Annotated in this window: 16 protein-coding genes and 1 pseudogene; 9 read left to right on the top strand and 8 right to left on the bottom strand. The window is 40.9% G+C overall.

All coding sequences use genetic code 11. From position 1 onward, the window contains the following. Positions 1 to 111 precede the first annotated feature (111 nt). Both cmoB and putP read right to left on the bottom strand, forming a co-directional pair. Positions 112 to 1,077 (bottom strand): tRNA 5-methoxyuridine(34)/uridine 5-oxyacetic acid(34) synthase CmoB, encoded by a 966-nt coding sequence (gene cmoB, locus CKV69_RS01510; protein ID WP_014325858.1) that lies wholly within the window; start codon positions 1,075 to 1,077, stop codon positions 112 to 114. Next, positions 1,074 to 2,588 (bottom strand): sodium/proline symporter PutP, encoded by a 1,515-nt coding sequence (gene putP, locus CKV69_RS01515; RefSeq protein WP_005753700.1) that lies wholly within the window; start codon positions 2,586 to 2,588, stop codon positions 1,074 to 1,076. The genes cmoB and putP overlap by 4 nt, the downstream gene beginning before the upstream one ends. 154 nt (positions 2,589 to 2,742) lie before the next feature. Here putP and rng point away from each other — a divergent pair, with 154 nt between their 5' ends. The 3 genes from rng to CKV69_RS01535 all read left to right on the top strand — a co-directional run bounded on the left by rng (position 2,743) and on the right by CKV69_RS01535 (position 7,190). Continuing rightward, entirely contained in the window at positions 2,743 to 4,218 is a 1,476-nt protein-coding gene (gene rng / locus CKV69_RS01520; protein ID WP_005721495.1) for a ribonuclease G, read from the top strand. A 198-nt stretch (positions 4,219 to 4,416) separates the two neighbouring features. Then, complete coding sequence (tldD, locus tag CKV69_RS01530) at positions 4,417 to 5,865, top strand: metalloprotease TldD (RefSeq protein ID WP_005753704.1); 1,449 nt, start codon at positions 4,417 to 4,419, stop codon at positions 5,863 to 5,865. Positions 5,866 to 5,993: 128 nt separating this feature from the next. After that, positions 5,994 to 7,190, top strand: coding sequence for an aspartate aminotransferase family protein (locus CKV69_RS01535; RefSeq protein WP_014325860.1), 1,197 nt, complete (start codon positions 5,994 to 5,996; stop codon positions 7,188 to 7,190). A gap of 55 nt (positions 7,191 to 7,245) precedes the next feature. On the opposite strand, the pseudogene CKV69_RS01540 reads toward CKV69_RS01535, so the two are convergent. Both CKV69_RS01540 and ispB read right to left on the bottom strand, forming a co-directional pair. Further along, a pseudogene (locus CKV69_RS01540) lies at positions 7,246 to 7,911 on the bottom strand (epoxyqueuosine reductase QueH); the annotation flags it as partial. Between the two features lie 114 nt (positions 7,912 to 8,025). Further along, a complete protein-coding gene (ispB, locus tag CKV69_RS01545; RefSeq protein ID WP_005751266.1) occupies positions 8,026 to 8,997 on the bottom strand; it encodes an octaprenyl diphosphate synthase in 972 nt (323 codons plus the stop codon). Between the two features lie 239 nt (positions 8,998 to 9,236). Between ispB and rplU the strand changes: the two genes are divergently transcribed. The 5 genes from rplU (at position 9,237) to cgtA (ending at position 12,923) form a co-directional block, all read left to right on the top strand. Further along, complete coding sequence (gene rplU, locus CKV69_RS01550; protein WP_005721505.1) at positions 9,237 to 9,548, top strand: 50S ribosomal protein L21; 312 nt, start codon at positions 9,237 to 9,239, stop codon at positions 9,546 to 9,548. A 20-nt stretch (positions 9,549 to 9,568) separates the two neighbouring features. Continuing rightward, on the top strand, positions 9,569 to 9,826 hold the full coding sequence (rpmA, locus tag CKV69_RS01555; RefSeq protein WP_005721506.1) for a 50S ribosomal protein L27: 258 nt from the start codon (positions 9,569 to 9,571) through the stop codon (positions 9,824 to 9,826). A 64-nt stretch (positions 9,827 to 9,890) separates the two neighbouring features. Continuing rightward, complete coding sequence (locus CKV69_RS01560; RefSeq protein WP_014325862.1) at positions 9,891 to 10,823, top strand: DMT family transporter; 933 nt, start codon at positions 9,891 to 9,893, stop codon at positions 10,821 to 10,823. A gap of 1 nt (position 10,824) precedes the next feature. Further along, complete coding sequence (locus tag CKV69_RS01565; protein ID WP_014325863.1) at positions 10,825 to 11,742, top strand: DMT family transporter; 918 nt, start codon at positions 10,825 to 10,827, stop codon at positions 11,740 to 11,742. Between the two features lie 8 nt (positions 11,743 to 11,750). After that, positions 11,751 to 12,923 carry an Obg family GTPase CgtA gene (gene cgtA / locus CKV69_RS01570; RefSeq protein ID WP_005721510.1) on the top strand — a complete coding sequence of 391 codons (1,173 nt, stop codon included), beginning with the start codon at positions 11,751 to 11,753 and terminating at the stop codon, positions 12,921 to 12,923. 84 nt (positions 12,924 to 13,007) lie between these two features. Here cgtA and fur read toward each other — a convergent pair whose 3' ends face one another. The 4 genes from fur to CKV69_RS01590 all read right to left on the bottom strand — a co-directional run bounded on the left by fur (position 13,008) and on the right by CKV69_RS01590 (position 15,191). Next, positions 13,008 to 13,448: a ferric iron uptake transcriptional regulator gene (fur, locus tag CKV69_RS01575; protein WP_005721511.1), complete on the bottom strand. Its 441-nt coding sequence runs from the start codon at positions 13,446 to 13,448 to the stop codon at positions 13,008 to 13,010. Between the two features lie 24 nt (positions 13,449 to 13,472). Then, positions 13,473 to 13,997: a flavodoxin FldA gene (gene fldA / locus CKV69_RS01580; RefSeq protein ID WP_005721513.1), complete on the bottom strand. Its 525-nt coding sequence runs from the start codon at positions 13,995 to 13,997 to the stop codon at positions 13,473 to 13,475. Between the two features lie 5 nt (positions 13,998 to 14,002). Continuing rightward, the gene (ybfE, locus tag CKV69_RS01585) at positions 14,003 to 14,287 is read right to left on the bottom strand and encodes a LexA regulated protein (RefSeq protein WP_005726023.1); all 285 of its coding nucleotides are present in this window, start codon (positions 14,285 to 14,287) and stop codon (positions 14,003 to 14,005) included. 115 nt (positions 14,288 to 14,402) lie between these two features. Beyond that, entirely contained in the window at positions 14,403 to 15,191 is a 789-nt protein-coding gene (locus tag CKV69_RS01590) for an alpha/beta fold hydrolase (protein WP_014325865.1), read from the bottom strand. A gap of 79 nt (positions 15,192 to 15,270) precedes the next feature. Here CKV69_RS01590 and seqA point away from each other — a divergent pair, with 79 nt between their 5' ends. After that, entirely contained in the window at positions 15,271 to 15,891 is a 621-nt protein-coding gene (seqA, locus tag CKV69_RS01595; RefSeq protein WP_016504348.1) for a replication initiation negative regulator SeqA, read from the top strand. Position 15,892: the final 1 nt, after the last annotated feature.

A 15,892-nucleotide genomic window follows, 5' to 3' on the forward strand; every position in this document is an offset into this window, starting at 1 on the left:
TTAAAGGAAAGCGGTGAGTCTTTTATAGCGTCACCGCTTTTTTTAGGTTAGTAGATGATGGACATTGTTCTGTATTAAATCAAACAATGTCCGTGCAAAGCGTTTTTTGCTTTATTTGTTTGCTAATATTACGGCTCTGGTCGGGGCTTGGTAACCCTCAATCGTTTTTGTATGATCGCAAGGATCTAGGAAATCAATCAAGGATTCGTTCTCTAACCAGTCGGTTTTACGCTGTTCTGCCAAACTCGTTGGGGCGACATCTACACAACGCACGTTTTTAAAGCCGACTTTTTCCAACCAGTTAATCAAGGCGGGTACAGACGGGATAAAATACACGTTTTTCATTTTGGCATAGCGATCTGCGGGTACTAAAACCGTGTTGATATCACCGTCTACCACTAAAGTTTCTAGTACCAATTCCCCGCCTCTTATCAGCTGGTTTTTTAATTGGTTTAAATGATCTAATGGTGATTTACGATGATAAAGCACGCCCATAGAGAAAACCGTATCAAAGGCTGCTAACGGTTGCATTTGTTCAATGCCTAAGGGAATCAAATTAGCACGGCGATCATTGTTTAACAGTTTACGTACGGCTTCAAATTGACATAAAAATAATTCGGTTGGGTCAATGCCGACCACCATTTTTGCCCCTTCACCGACCATGCGCCACATATGATAACCGCTACCACAGCCCACATCTAAAATCGTGCGATCTTTCAGGGGGGCGAGGTGGGGCAGTACGCGATCCCATTTGAAATCAGAACGCCACTCACAATCGATGTGAATCCCGTGCAAATGATAAGGTCCCTTACGCCAAGGCATCAGCTGTTTGAGGTGATACACCAAACGTTGTTGCTCACCAGCAGACAACGGCGAAACACTCTCAGATTTGACCGCACTTTTCAGATCAATATGATCCGCGTCTAAGTGCGGTAAAAAATCCACAATTTTTGCCCATTTCGCATAATCACCGTGGGTTTGTTTTTCCCACTGTTTTAATTGCAGGGGAAGGGTTTCAAGCCACGCGGATAAATGAGTGGTGGCAATGTGTTGATAAAAAGGACGAAAGTCAATCATAGTGCGTTTTTATAAGCCTTTTGCGCTTGTTCAAAAGTGTCAACAATTTGTGCTTCTGGTTTGGCAGAGAGCAATGAAGTGGTGATAATCACCAAACTTGCTAAAGTAAAGCCGGGGATCATTTCATACAACTGGTGTAATTCAGAACCGATTGGTGTCCAGCTTTTCCAACCAAAGACGACGATAGCTCCAGTTAGCATGCCGAGCAATGCTGCCGAAGAAGTCATGCGTTTCCAGAATAAAGAAAATAATACAACAGGACCAAATGCACTGCCAAAACCCGCCCACGCAAATTCCACCAGTTTGAGTACTTTGCTGTGTTCATCTTGCGCAATCCAAATCGCAATCGCAGCAATTGCTAGCACCATGGCACGCCCTAACCAGACTAATTCTTTTTCAGACGCCGTTGGACGGATAAAACCTTTATAAAAATCTTCGGTAATCGCACTGGAAGAAATCAATAATTGACAACTTAGTGTGCTCATCACCGCCGCGAGAATGGCGGACAGTAAAATTCCCGCGATCCACGGATTAAAGAGTAATTTGGCTAATTCAATAAATACTTGTTCTGATTCTTTATTGACTAAACCTGCCACGGTGGGATTAGCATAGAAATAGGCAATACCAAAAAAGCCAATGCCCATTGCTCCGACTAAACAGAGAATCATCCAAGTCATGCTGATTCTACGTGCTTTGTTTAAGGATTTCACCGAATCCGCTGCCATAAAGCGCGCTAGAATGTGCGGTTGACCAAAATAACCTAACCCCCAAGCCGCTAAACTGAGTAAACCTAGCGGTGTCGTGCCACTGAAAATATCGGTAAAGTCTTTATGAGCTTGGCTTTCCGCTTGTGCGAGCACCACGTTAAATTGACTTAATCCTTCTAGGCTAATTAACACAAACACGGGTGTTAGAATCAAGGCGAAAATCATTAATGTGGCTTGAATAGTGTCTGTCCAACTCACGGCTAAAAAGCCACCAATAAAGGTGTAAGCAATGGTGGCTAAAGCACCGTACCAAAGTGCAGTCGCATAATCTACAGAAAAGAGATTTTGGAACAGTTTTGCCCCTGCGACGACGCCTGAGGCACAGTAAATAGTAAAGAAGACCAAAATGATACTGGCGGACACAATTTTTAGGAGATTATGTGACGTACCGAAACGGTGGTGAAAATATTCAGGTAAAGTCAGCGCATTTTGGTTAAATTCAGTGTAAATACGTAAACGTCCTGCCACAAATAACCAATTCAGATAAGCCCCGATAGTTAAGCCAATGGCTATCCAACCTTCAATTAAGCCAGACAGGTAAATCGCACCGGGTAAACCCATTAACAGCCAGCCCGACATATCGGAGGCACCGGCTGACATGGCGGTTACAAAACTGCCTAAACGACGTCCCCCTAAAATGTAATCTGATAAATTATTAGTATAACGATAGGCGAATAAGCCAATCAGCAACATGCCAAAAATATAAATCGTAAATGTAATAAGTGTTGGATCCAATCCAAACATGATGACCTCTCAAACATCTAAAAGTATGATTTTTCTCAGCCAAAATTTGAGAAAGCTCACATTTTACCTTATTTAGCACTATTATTCTATTTCCCTTTTCGTTAGACTAACTGGCAATTGAATGTCTTGAAAAATGATGATGTTAGGTAGAAGTATGGATTCTGTTGAGCTGTTAGTGAATGTCACACCGAGTGAAACACGGATTGCCTTAGTCGATATGGGGATCTTAAAAGAGGTGCATATTGAGCGTCAGGCGAAACGTGGTATTGTGGGTAATATTTATAAAGGGCGTGTTACAAGAGTATTGCCGGGTATGCAATCGGCATTTGTGGATATTGGTTTAGAAAAAGCCGCTTTTTTGCATGCTTCAGATATTGTTTCGCACACTGAATGTGTGGAAGAAAGCGAGCAAAAGCAGTTTGTGGTGAAAGACATTGCGGAACTGGTACGCGAAGGACAAGATATTGTAGTACAAGTGGTGAAAGATCCTTTAGGAACCAAAGGGGCACGGTTAACCACAGATATCACTTTGCCTTCACGTTACTTAGTGTTTATGCCTGAAAATAGCCATGTAGGGGTATCACAACGGATTGAAAGTGAAGAAGAACGCGCCAGATTAAAAGAGTTAGTCCTGCCGCTTTGTGATGAACTTGGTGGTTTTATTATCCGTACCGCAGCCGATGGTGCAACAGAAGAAGAACTTAAACAAGATGCGGATTTTTTAAAACGTTTATGGCGTAAGGTCTTAGAACGTCGGGCAAAATACCCAACAAAATCCATGTTATATGGTGAGCTTGCGTTAACCCAACGCATTTTACGTGATTTTATCGGGGCGGGATTAGAAAAAATTCGTATTGACTCGAAATTATGTTTTACGGAAGTGAAGCAATTTACTGAGGAATTTATGCCGACGTTGGTGGATAAGTTGGTGTTGTATTCGGGGAATCAGCCTTTGTTTGATGTGTATGGCGTGGAGGCAGCGATTCAAACCGCGTTAAATAAACGGGTTAATTTGAAATCTGGTGGCTATTTAATCATTGAGCAAACTGAAGCCATGACCACTATTGATATTAATACGGGGGCATTTGTAGGGCATCGTAACCTCGAGGAAACTATTTTTAATACCAATATTGAAGCGACAAAAGCCATTGCCCAGCAGCTTCAATTACGTAATCTCGGAGGGATTATCATTATTGATTTTATTGATATGCAAACCGATGATCACCGTGTTCGTGTATTAGAATCCCTGCAAGAAGCACTCTCTAAAGACCGTGTCAAAACGAGCGTAAATGGCTTTACACAATTAGGTTTGGTAGAAATGACGCGTAAACGAACACGTGAAAGTTTAGAACATGTGTTATGTGGCGATTGCCCTGCTTGTGAGGGACGTGGACGTATCAAAACAGTGGAAACCGTCTGCTACGAAATTATGCGTGAGATTATTCGTGTACACCATTTATTTGCCAGTGAGCAATTTGTGGTCTATGCCTCAAGGGCTGTGGCAGATTATCTCATCAATGAAGAATCGCATGGGTTATTAGCTGAGTTAGAAGTCTTTATCGGCAAGCAAGTTCAAATCAAAACAGAAGTGTATTATAACCAAGAGCAGTTTGATGTAGTGGTGATGTAATGAAAAAGGAGCAAGGGCAGACTTGCTCCTTTTGCTTTTGGGTATAAAAGTGCGGTCATTTTTAAAAAAGTTTCGCTAAGCCAAGCACTTTCGTCTTTCCTTTCGCTTTGCACACTGCTTGTACATTTCCTTGCTTTCCTCCTGGTCAAAAATAACATAAAATACCCGCCACTTTTTGTTTATTTGAATGCATAATTTATGATTAATACTGTTAGTAATACCTTGCTCACGCCAAGCAATTTAACCCTCAATGACTTGCAAAATACCTTTGATTTGCTTTCGCACCGTCAGATTGATTATGCGGATCTCTATTTTCAATTAAGCCAAGATGAAAACTGGGTGTTAGAAGATGGGATTATCAAAGAAGGTGGATTCCATATTGATCGTGGTGTTGGTGTGCGGGCGGTGAGTGGCGAAAAAACAGGATTTGCCTATTCTGACCAAATTGATTTAGTGAGTATCCAACAATGTGCTGATGCAGTGAAAGGGATTGCGCAGAGCAAACAAGGTAACCGCATTGTGCCACAAGGCTTCCATCAAGTTGATCCTATTTTGCGTTATCAGGCAATTAATCCATTAAACAGTTTAAGTAAAGAAAAGAAAATTGCGTTGTTGTATTTGGTGGATAAAATCGCACGCGCGGAAGATCCCCGAGTGACGCGTGTTTCTGCCAGTTTAAGCGCGGTGTATGAAGAAGTGCTGATAGTGGCTACTGACGGTACCTTAGCGGCAGATATTCGTCCTTTAGTACGTTTATCGATTTCAGTGCTGGTGGAACAAGACGGTAAACGTGAAAGAGGCAGTGCTGGCGCAGGTGGTCGTTTTGGCTTAGATTGGTTCTTAGCGACTGAAAGTGGTGAAGTGCGTGCAGTATATTTCGCGAAAGAAGCGGTGCGCCAAGCGTTGGTGAATTTAAGTGCGATTGCTGCACCGGCGGGCATGATGCCAGTAGTGTTAGGCGCTGGTTGGCCTGGCGTGTTATTGCATGAAGCGGTTGGACATGGTTTAGAAGGGGATTTTAACCGTAAAGAAAGTTCGTTATTTACTGGTAAAATTGGTGAACTTGTGACTTCGCCACTGTGTACTATTGTGGACGATGGCACGCTACAAGATCGCCGAGGTTCAATTACGGTGGACGATGAAGGGGTACCGGGTCAATATAACGTGCTAATTAAAGACGGCATTTTACAAGGCTATATGCAAGATAAAATGAATGCGCGCTTAATGGGCGTTGCACCAACAGGTAACGGGCGTCGTGAATCCTATGCTCATTTGCCGATGCCACGAATGACCAACACCTATATGCTAGCAGGACAAAGCCAATTTGATGATCTGATCGCTTCCGTGGATCGTGGGATTTTTGCACCGCACTTTGGCGGTGGACAAGTGGACATTACCTCCGGCAAATTTGTGTTCTCCACCTCTGAAGCCTATTTAATTGAAAATGGTAAAATTACCAAGCCAGTAAAAGGGGCAACGTTGATTGGAAGTGGGATTGAAGTCATGCAAAACATTTCCATGGTGGCGGATAAGGTCGAAATTGATCATGGTGTGGGCGTTTGCGGGAAAGAGGGACAAAGTGTGCCTGTCGGTGTAGGACAACCGGCGTTGAAGATCGATAAAATTACGGTGGGTGGCACAAATTAATCAAAAAAATCCAGATCAAACGGTCTGGATTTTTTAGGCGCATAAATGAATATTTATTCATTTATGTTGACTAAATATTTTTATCTAATTATGCTGATGACGATAATAATGCAAAAAAGGATAAGGCAATGACACAATATAACAGAGAAATTTTTGACCAAGTCATGATCCAAAACTATGTTCCCGCACAATTTATTCCTGTACGAGGCAAGGGGAGTCATGTCTGGGATCAACAAGGCAAAGACTATATCGATTTTACCAGTGGCATTGCTGTTAACAGTTTGGGGCATTGCGCCGATGAAATCGTTGACGTATTAAAACAACAAAGTGAAAAGTTATGGCATTCGAGTAACTGGTTTACGAGTGAACCTACTTTGGCATTAGCCACAAAATTAGTCGAAAAAACGTTTGCCGAACGGGTGATGTTTGTTAACTCTGGCGCAGAAGCAAATGAAGCTGCTCTCAAATTGGCGCGTCGTTATGCGGTAGATCATTTTGGTTATCAAAAAAGTAAAATCATTGCCTTTAAACAAAGTTTTCATGGACGTACGCTGTTTACCGTGAGCGTGGGGGGACAAGCCAAGTATTCTGACGGCTTTGGTCCAAAGCCTGCGGATATTGTGCATGTGCCGTTTAATGATTTAGCAGCGGTGCAAGCGGTGATGGATGAAAATACTTGTGCGGTGATTGTTGAGCCAATTCAGGGCGAAAGTGGGATTCTGCCAGCGAATCAAGATTTTCTGCAAGGTTTGCGCGAATTGTGTGACCAACATAATGCGTTGCTGATTTTCGATGAAGTCCAAACTGGCGTGGGACGAACTGGCTATTTATATGCTTATATGAAATATGAAGTGGTGCCCGATATTTTGACTTCTGCCAAAGCACTGGGTAATGGGTTTCCAATTGGTGCCATGTTGACAACGCATGAGATCGCCAAAAGTTTTGCACCTGGCGTGCATGGCACCACCTTTGGTGGCAATCCTCTCGCTTGTGCCGTGGCAGAAAAAGTGATTGATATCATTTCAGCACCACCATTCTTGCAAAAAATTCAGCGCACTTCTGAAAAATTTATGCAAAAGCTGCAAGAAATTAATCAGCAATGTGGCTTATTTAAAGAAATCCGTGGCGAAGGTTTGTTAATTGGTGCAGAACTTATCGAGCAATATCACGGAAGAGCGAGCGAATTTGTCAAAAAAGCAGCAGATAATGGCTTAATGATTTTAGTGGCGGGTCCTAATGTATTGCGTTTTGCCCCAGCATTAAATATTAGTGAAGAGGCGTTAGCATTAGGTTTCGAAAGATTGGCGAAAACGTTGCATATATAAAGCCTAAAAAAGTGCCGCCATGTTATATGACGGCACGATGGTTTACTTGGTTGTTTTAATCGGCGGAATAATACAATTTGCCAATTTCAATTTTTTGGCGTCCGTTTGCTTCACGCCATTTATTCGTGTCACGCAAAGAATACACACAACCGCAATATTCTTGCTGGTAAAAACGTTCACGCTTACTGATTTCAATCATACGTTGTGAGCCACCACCTTTACGCCAGTTATAATCCCAATACACTACATCATCATATTTTTCGGCGGCACGGTGTCCACAACCGTTGATTTGGTTCATGTCTTTCCAACGTGAAATACCTAAGCAGCTAGTAAATACGGGGAAACCATTGTTGTGTGCATATTCTGCGGCTTTTTCAAAACGCATATCAAAGCACATAGTGCAACGAATACCACGCTCTGGCTCATCTTCCATGCCTTTGGCACGGTCAAACCATTCTTGACGATCATAATCGGCATCAATAAACGGAATGCCCCATTTTTCCGCAAAACGAATATTTTCTTCTTTACGAATGAGATATTCTTTTAATGGGTGAATGTTTGGGTTGTAGAAGTAAATAGTAAATTCAATACCTGAAGCATGAATTGCCTCCATTACTTCTCCCGAGCAAGGCGCACAACAAGAATGCAATAACAATTTGTTATGCCCATTTGGTAGGGATAATTTTTCGCGTACAAAAGGCGCGTGAGGATCTTTGCCTTTGCGTGTTTTTTTCGTAGGGATGTTTTGTTCTGTCATTGTCGTGTTTAAAATTACTAAATAAATGACCGCACTTTAGGCGGTCGTTACGCTAACATGTCTCGCCTTATTAAGTGGTTAATAAGCGCGATCGACGGATAAGTAAGCTAATGAAATTAACGCTTGTTTATATTCATTTTCAGGCAATAATGCAATCGCATCAACGGCTTTTTGTGCTTCTTGTTTAGCGCGCATCATCGCATAGTCGAGGGATTTATGTTCTGTCATAATTGTCAGTACATCCTCTAAAATATCACGCTTACCCCCTTGCTCAATCGCTTCGCGAATCAATTTTGCTTGTGCTGGATTGCCGTGATGCATGGCGTGTAATAACGGTAATGTTGGTTTACCTTCCGCTAAATCATCACCAATATTTTTGCCGAGTGCTTTTGCATCTGCACTATAATCTAAAATATCATCGACTAATTGAAAAGCTGTGCCTAGATAACAACCATATTCGCGTAAAGCATTTTCTTGGGCTTCCGTCGCATGAGCAAGTATCGCGGCGCAATGCGTCGCAGCTTCGAATAGACGCGCAGTCTTGCCATAAATGACTTGCATATAGTTTTCTTCCGTCGTATTCGGATCGTTGACATTCATTAATTGTTGCACTTCACCTTCTGCAATGACATTGGTTGCATCTGACATCACTTTGAGAATACGTAAAGAATCCAATTGCGTCATTAATTGGAAAGCGCGAGTATAAATAAAATCCCCCACTAACACACTTGCCGCATTACCAAATTCCGCGTTAGCTGTGGGATTGCCTCGTCGTAATGCAGATTCATCTACTACATCATCATGTAATAAAGTCGCGGTATGAATAAATTCAATAAAAGTGGCACAAGTAATCGGTTGTTCACCATGAAATCCCAGTGCACGTGCAGCCAAAATCGCAATCATCGGACGGATACGTTTTCCACCACTTTGGATGATATAATAACCCAATTGATTAATTAACGTGACATCAGAGTTAAGCTGAGCGAGAATTGTTTCATTGGTTTTTTGCATATCACGATGAATGAGTTTTTGGATGTCATCAATACTCATTAAATTATGTTGCTTTGTCATTTGTAATAATGGATTTTTAGACTGAATGTGAAAGGGATTGTACCCAATTTTCTGCGATTTCTGAAATTAAATCACACAAAATCATAATTTTTTTACTTTATTGTAAATAAGCTCTTGCTCTTAAGTTATTTTTTGCGTAGAATTTGCGACCTATTTATATGAATTTTTGAAGTGCTAAATGAACAAAAACATGAAAGCACTAGTATAGCGGAGTATATATGTACGCAGTTTTTCAAAGTGGCGGTAAACAACACCGAGTAAGCGAAGGACAAGTAGTTCGTTTAGAAAAACTTGAAGTTGCAACTGGTGAAACAGTTGAGTTTGACTCAGTGTTAATGATCGTTAACGGTGAAGATGTTAAAATTGGTGCCCCAGTTGTTGCTGGTGGTAAAGTGGTGGCAGAAGTTGTTGCACACGGTCGTGGCGATAAAGTAAAAATCGTTAAGTTCCGTCGTCGTAAACATAGCCGTAAACAACAAGGTCATCGTCAGTGGTTCACAGAAGTGAAAATCACTGGGATTCAAGCATAATTTCAGAGGAGATCAAGTAGATGGCAACTAAAAAAGCTGGTGGTTCAACTCGTAACGGTCGTGATTCTGAAGCTAAACGCCTTGGTGTTAAACGTTTCGGCGGAGAATCTGTATTAGCGGGTAGCATTATCGTTCGTCAACGTGGTACGAAGTTCCACGCAGGTTCAAACGTAGGTATGGGACGTGACCATACTTTATTTGCGACAGCTGACGGTAAAGTCAAATTTGAAGTTAAAGGCGAGAAAAATCGCAAATATGTCAGCATCATCGCTGAATAATTTCAAATTTAGAAATAGAAAAACGCCTCGCACAAGTTGCGGGGCGTTTTCGTAGAAGTCTCTTATGAAACAGCAGCCTCTGCTAGGATTCCTTTTTGCGTTTACTGCCGCATGTATGTGGGGATCTTTACCGATTGCGTTACAGCAATTATTAAACATTATGGATGCACAAACGGTTGTGTGGTTCCGTTTTGCTGTGGCTGCCATTGGATTATTTTTTATCCTCAAACTGACAAAAAGATTACCCCATTGGACAGTACTTCGGTTGCGACATTGGCTTCTCATCTTATTAGGCATTGTTGGATTATCCGCAAACTTTTTCTTATACAATGTTGCATTACAATATATTCCCCCAACCACTAGCCAAGTTTTTAGCCCACTCAGCTCATTTGGTATGTTATTAGTGGGGGTATTGTTATTTAAAGAAACCTTTGCAGTTTATCAAAAAGTCGGTTTAGGTTTACTCATTCTTGGCTTGATCCTCTTTTTTAATCAGCGCGTGGAAGACTTTTTACAGTTTGGCACTTATGTAAAAGGGATTATTATTTGTATTAGTGCAAGTTTAGTTTGGGTCGTCTATGGGAGTGCACAAAAACTGATGTTGCATCGTTTGACAGCACAGCAAGTATTATTGCCCATTTATATAGGATGTACGATACTTTTTCTGCCTACGGCAACCATTTCACAAGTGACGCATTTGAATGCGATGCAAATAGGCTGCTTGATTTATTGTTGTTTGAATACATTAATTGCTTACGGTGCTTATGCGGAAGCGCTGAATCATTGGGATGTGACGAAAGTGAGCGCGATTGTGACACAAATTCCCATATTGACCTTGATTTTCTCGGAAGTATTACTGTTCATTGCACCTGATTATGTGATGACTGAGGAATTAAATTGGATAAGCTATATCGGTGTGTGCTTTGTCGTTTCAGGTGCATTATTTTCCGCCACAGGACATCGAATTTTAGTTAAAATCACAAATAGGAAACCATAAGATGAAGCAACAGCAACCTTTAATGGGATTTTTATTTGCCCTGATTACGGCAATGGCATGGGGTTCCTTGCCGATTGCACTACAGCGCGTCGTCGCGGTAATGAGCCCAGAAACAATCGTCTGGTACCGTTTTTTAGTGGCGGCAATTGGGTTATGGATCATTTTAGGCTGCAGTAAAAAATTACCTAAGATTTCACAGTTTTTACCACGTTATCGCCTTTTAGCGTTAATCGGGGTAGTGGGATTAGCAGCAAACTTTGTCTTGTTTAATACCTCATTAAAATATATTGAACCGTCATTTGCACAAATATTTAGCCAGCTTTCTTCGTTTACCATGATGATTTTTGGTGTGGTTTTCTTTAAAGAGAAATTACGTTTAAATCAGAAAATCGGGTTAGCGTTATTAGTAGTTGGGTTAATTTTATTTTTTAATGATCGTTTTGGTTTATTCTTGAGCGTGAATGCCTATTCAACGGGGATCTTTTTGGCTGCCTCTGCCGCGTTGATTTGGAGTATTTATGGTATTGCGCAAAAATTAATGTTACGTGAATTTAATTCGCAACAGATTTTATTTGTTATTTATATTGGCTGTGCTTTAGTTTTTACCCCCTTTGCAGAGGTTAAGCAAGTGAGCGCACTCAGTGGTTGGACACTATTTTGTTTTATTTATTGCTGTTTAAATACACTTGTGGGGTATGGGGCGTATGCAGAAGCACTCAATCGTTGGGATATTTCTAAAGTGAGTGTCGTGATTACGTTAATGCCACTTTTTACGATTTTATTTTCGTATTTATTATATTTGTTTTACCCACAATACTTTGCAGAACCAGATTTAAATTCAATCAGTTATATTGGTGCGCTGATAGTGGTTTTAGGGGCAATTACATCCGCTATTGGGCACAAATTTATTAAGCGTTAGGAGAAAGAATGAAATTTATTGATGAAGCACTAATTCGTGTTGAAGCGGGTGATGGTGGTAACGGCTGTGTGAGCTTCCGACGTGAAAAATATATCCCTAAAGGCGGACCAGATGGTGGCGATGGAGGGGATGGGGGTGACGTGTATTTAGTTGCCGATGAAAACCTCAATACCTTAATTGACTATCGCTTTGAAAAACGCTTTGCTGCGGGACGTGGCGAAAACGGACGCAGTGCTGGTTGTACTGGACACCGTGGCAATGATATTACTTTAAGAGTGCCTGTGGGTACTCGTGCGATTGATAACGATACGAAAGAAGTCTTAGGTGACTTAACCAAACATGGTGCCAAAATGCTTGTGGCGAAAGGCGGTTACCATGGCTTAGGCAACACACGTTTTAAATCCTCCGTTAACCGTGCACCTAGACAAAAAACCAATGGCACGCCCGGAGAAAAGCGTGATTTGCAATTAGAGTTAATGTTGTTAGCCGATGTCGGTATGCTAGGTTTACCGAATGCTGGTAAATCCACGTTTATTCGTGCGGTTTCAGCGGCGAAACCTAAAGTTGCGGATTATCCGTTTACCACTTTAGTACCGAGTTTAGGCGTCGTGCGTGTTGATGAAAACCACAGTTTTGTGGTGGCAGATATCCCGGGATTAATTGAGGGAGCGGCTGAAGGCGCTGGTTTAGGTGTGCGTTTCTTAAAACATTTAGAGCGCTGTCGCGTCTTAATTCATTTAGTTGATATTGCACCTATTGATGAGAGTGATCCTGCAGAGAATATCTCGATCATTGAATCAGAATTATTTCAATACAGTGAAGCCCTGGCGGATAAGCCACGCTGGTTAGTGTTTAATAAAATTGACACCATGAGTGATGAAGAGGCACACGAGCGTGCGCAAGCGATTACTGAACGCTTAGGCTGGGATGACGACTATTACCTCATTTCTGCAGTAACAGGCAAAAATGTACAGCCACTTTGTCGTGATATTATGGACTTTATTGAAGCAAATCCACGTCACGAAGTTGAGCAAACGGCGGACGAGGCAGAAGTGAAATTTAAATGGGATGATTACCACCAAGCTCAATTAGCGGATCATCAGTTCGAGGATGAAGACGAGGATTGGGATGATTGGTCAGAAGAAGACGAAGAAGGGGTAGAAACCATTTACAAGCCGTAAAGTTGACAATTGACAGGCTACTAAAAAAGTGCGGTATAAACGTTGAAAATTTATACCGCACTTTTTATTTAATTTGCCTTGTTTTTATTTTTTGCCATTCTCATCGCATTTCTTGACATTACTACATTTGCCATAAAGATACAGACTGTGTGTGGCTAATTCAATACCATGTTGTTTAGTAATTTCACGTTGACGTTTTTCAATAATGTCATCATTAAATTCAAACACTTTACCGCAGTCCACGCAAATAATGTGATCGTGGTGTTCAGTTGGGGCAAGTTCAAAGACGGATTTATTGCCTTCAAAATTATGACGAATCAAAATTTTTGCTTCATCAAATTGGTTTAATACACGGTAAACTGTGGCTAAACCAATTTCTTCGCCTCTTTCAAGGAGCATTTTATACACATCTTCTGCAGAGAAGTGTTCTTCTTGATGTTCTTGCATTAATGCCAAAATCGTTAAACGAGGTTCGGTGATTTTCAACCCCGCTTTTTTCAAAAGTTTGATATTTTCTTCAGACATAATAGCCCCTTAATTATTTTGCTATTAAGCAAGTTCTGCTAAACACATTTCGTCAAACACTTGCTTCACCCATTTTTCAACACGTTCAGCAGTTAATTCAGGTTGACGATCTTCATCAATACATAATCCTACAAAAGTATTTTCATCGACTAATGCTTGCGAAACTTCAAAGTGATAGCCTTCTGTTGGCCAGTGACCAACAATGATGGCGCCTTTAGGTTCAATAATGTTACGCACGGTTCCCATAGCATCACAGAAATATTCTGCGTAATCTTCTTGATCTCCACAGCCAAAAATAGCAACCAATTTATCGGTAAAATCAATTTCTTCTAAGGTTGGGAAAAAATCATCCCAGTCACATTGGGCTTCACCGTAATACCAGGTTGGAATCCCAATCATGAGAAAATCATAAGCTTCAATATCTTCTTTTGTACTTTTTGCAATATCGCGTACATCAACTAAGTCACTACCGAGTTGTTTTTGAATCATTTTGGCAATATTTTCGGTATTGCCTGTATCACTGCCATAAAATAAACCAACAACAGCCATTTTTGCTACCTATCTTCTTGAATATTAAAATAATCTTGTAAAATCGTTACAATCAATTCTGATCGACTAACATGCAAATTTGCCGCTAAATCTTCTAGTTGCTCAACTAAATCCGTGTGTAATTTAAGTTCGACCCGTTTTAACCCGATGGATTTATCCCGTTTTAACTGATTACGTTTATTGATACGAATTTGTTGTTCACGACTCAGTGGATTTGTTTTTGGGCGTCCAACTTTGCGAGTATTAGCAAACAGATCCAATGTAATACAATCTGCGTCTTGTTTTGCCATCTATCAAATCACTGAAAATCTGTGGCTAAGTGAGAATGATAAGCCACAACTAAATTAATGCTGAACTATAACACAATTTATGTGGGATTAAAACACGAATTTCTGCGCGCTTTGGCTATTTGTTTGATATTAAAAATCTTTCAATTGCGCGTATGACAAACTCAGGTTTTTCCGCGTGAACCCAGTGTCCACAACCATTTATAGTAAAGGCGGTGGCTTGTGGAAATTGCGCGAGAATAGGTTGTGTGTCTTCTGTTTTGATATAGTTTGATTGTCCGCCACGGATAAAGAGGGTAGGTACGGTACAGTGACAAGGTTGCCAATCCATGATGTGAGGATAATTGGCATGTAATGCGCTGAGGTTAAAACGGAAATATTCTTTGGCATTGGCATCAAAGGATTTCAGCATGAATTGTTGGATCGCTTCCTCAGGAATATATTGTGCTAAATAGTGTTTTGCTTCTTGTCGTGTTTTCGGTTTTGCTTGTTTGGTGGCAAATAGCCCCGTAAAAACAGCGTCATGCTCATGGTGACCATACTTGACTGGTGCAATATCAATGACAATCAATTTTTCGACGAGATGGGGATAAAGTGCGGTCATTTTCATGGCAGTTTTTCCTCCCATGGAATGCCCAATTAAAATGACTTTTTCGAGCTGAAGGGTATGAATGACATTGGCGAGATCTTCTGCCATGAGCGTATAATTCATCTCTTCGTGGTGAAAACTTTGTCCGTGGTTGCGTAAATCGACACGTAAAATGGGATATTTTTCACTAAAGGCTCTGGCGATAATGCCTAAATTATTCATATCACCAAATAAACCATGAATAAAAACGAAAGTCGGCGCATTAATTTCTTGTTTTAACTGATGAAATTGAAAGTGAAGTAAATTGTTCTCAGACATAATTTGTATATAGAGTATTTGTAAAGAAGTCGTTATAATGTTGCAAAATCTGAAAGAGATCAAGCAAGTGGAGGAAAAAATGAAAATTATTGAAGTTGATGAAGAGCTTTATCAATATATTGCGAGTCAAACGCAGTCTATTGGCGAAAGCGCATCGGATATTTTGCGCCGTTTGCTTAATTTTTCTAATAAAGCTGTTGAAAAAACAGAAGTGCCTCCCGTGGCGGTTAAAACGACAGAGCCTGCACCAACAGCACCACAACCAGCTGTCCAAGCAGAAACAGAAGCGGTTTTTGAAAATCCAAAAATCTTACCTAAAAAACAATCTGATGAGTCTATTCAGCAAGTGGTCACCAAAGTTCGTGACTTACTCCGTTCTGATGCATTTCAACAAGAAAGTAAAGCGGTTGTACGTTTTTTAAATATTTTGAAAGTGCTTTATCGTACGAACCCAGAAAGTTTTGCGCAAGCAACTGAATCATTGCAAGGGCGTACCCGTGTTTATTTTGCGCGTGATGAAGGCACGTTATTAATGGCGGGAAATCAAACGAAGCCAAAGCAAATTCCCGATACGCCATATTGGGTGATCACCAATACCAATAGTGGTCGCAAAATGTTGATGCTAGAAGGCGCAATGCAATCGATGCATTTACCGGCGGACTTAATTGAAGACGTGCGTAGCTATTTTGTTGCCAATTAGT

It is taken from the genome of Pasteurella multocida, from assembly GCF_900187275.1.
Taxonomy (GTDB): domain Bacteria; phylum Pseudomonadota; class Gammaproteobacteria; order Enterobacterales; family Pasteurellaceae; genus Pasteurella; species Pasteurella multocida.

What these genes read in the sequence shown, in the direction of transcription:
- CKV69_RS01560 (WP_014325862.1), top strand. Translation starts at nt 9,891, where the DNA reads ATGAAACAGCAGCCTCTGCTAGGATTCCTTTTTGCGTTTACTGCCGCA.
- rng (WP_005721495.1), top strand. Translation starts at nt 2,743, where the DNA reads ATGGATTCTGTTGAGCTGTTAGTGAATGTCACACCGAGTGAAACACGG.
- CKV69_RS01590 (WP_014325865.1), bottom strand. Translation starts at nt 15,191, where the DNA reads ATGTCTGAGAACAATTTACTTCACTTTCAATTTCATCAGTTAAAACAA.
- rplU (WP_005721505.1), top strand. Translation starts at nt 9,237, where the DNA reads ATGTACGCAGTTTTTCAAAGTGGCGGTAAACAACACCGAGTAAGCGAA.
- tldD (WP_005753704.1), top strand. Translation starts at nt 4,417, where the DNA reads ATGATTAATACTGTTAGTAATACCTTGCTCACGCCAAGCAATTTAACC.
- seqA (WP_016504348.1), top strand. Translation starts at nt 15,271, where the DNA reads ATGAAAATTATTGAAGTTGATGAAGAGCTTTATCAATATATTGCGAGT.
- fldA (WP_005721513.1), bottom strand. Translation starts at nt 13,997, where the DNA reads ATGGCTGTTGTTGGTTTATTTTATGGCAGTGATACAGGCAATACCGAA.
- ispB (WP_005751266.1), bottom strand. Translation starts at nt 8,997, where the DNA reads ATGAGTATTGATGACATCCAAAAACTCATTCATCGTGATATGCAAAAA.
- ybfE (WP_005726023.1), bottom strand. Translation starts at nt 14,287, where the DNA reads ATGGCAAAACAAGACGCAGATTGTATTACATTGGATCTGTTTGCTAAT.
- CKV69_RS01565 (WP_014325863.1), top strand. Translation starts at nt 10,825, where the DNA reads ATGAAGCAACAGCAACCTTTAATGGGATTTTTATTTGCCCTGATTACG.
- CKV69_RS01535 (WP_014325860.1), top strand. Translation starts at nt 5,994, where the DNA reads ATGACACAATATAACAGAGAAATTTTTGACCAAGTCATGATCCAAAAC.
- cgtA (WP_005721510.1), top strand. Translation starts at nt 11,751, where the DNA reads ATGAAATTTATTGATGAAGCACTAATTCGTGTTGAAGCGGGTGATGGT.
- cmoB (WP_014325858.1), bottom strand. Translation starts at nt 1,077, where the DNA reads ATGATTGACTTTCGTCCTTTTTATCAACACATTGCCACCACTCATTTA.
- rpmA (WP_005721506.1), top strand. Translation starts at nt 9,569, where the DNA reads ATGGCAACTAAAAAAGCTGGTGGTTCAACTCGTAACGGTCGTGATTCT.
- fur (WP_005721511.1), bottom strand. Translation starts at nt 13,448, where the DNA reads ATGTCTGAAGAAAATATCAAACTTTTGAAAAAAGCGGGGTTGAAAATC.
- putP (WP_005753700.1), bottom strand. Translation starts at nt 2,588, where the DNA reads ATGTTTGGATTGGATCCAACACTTATTACATTTACGATTTATATTTTT.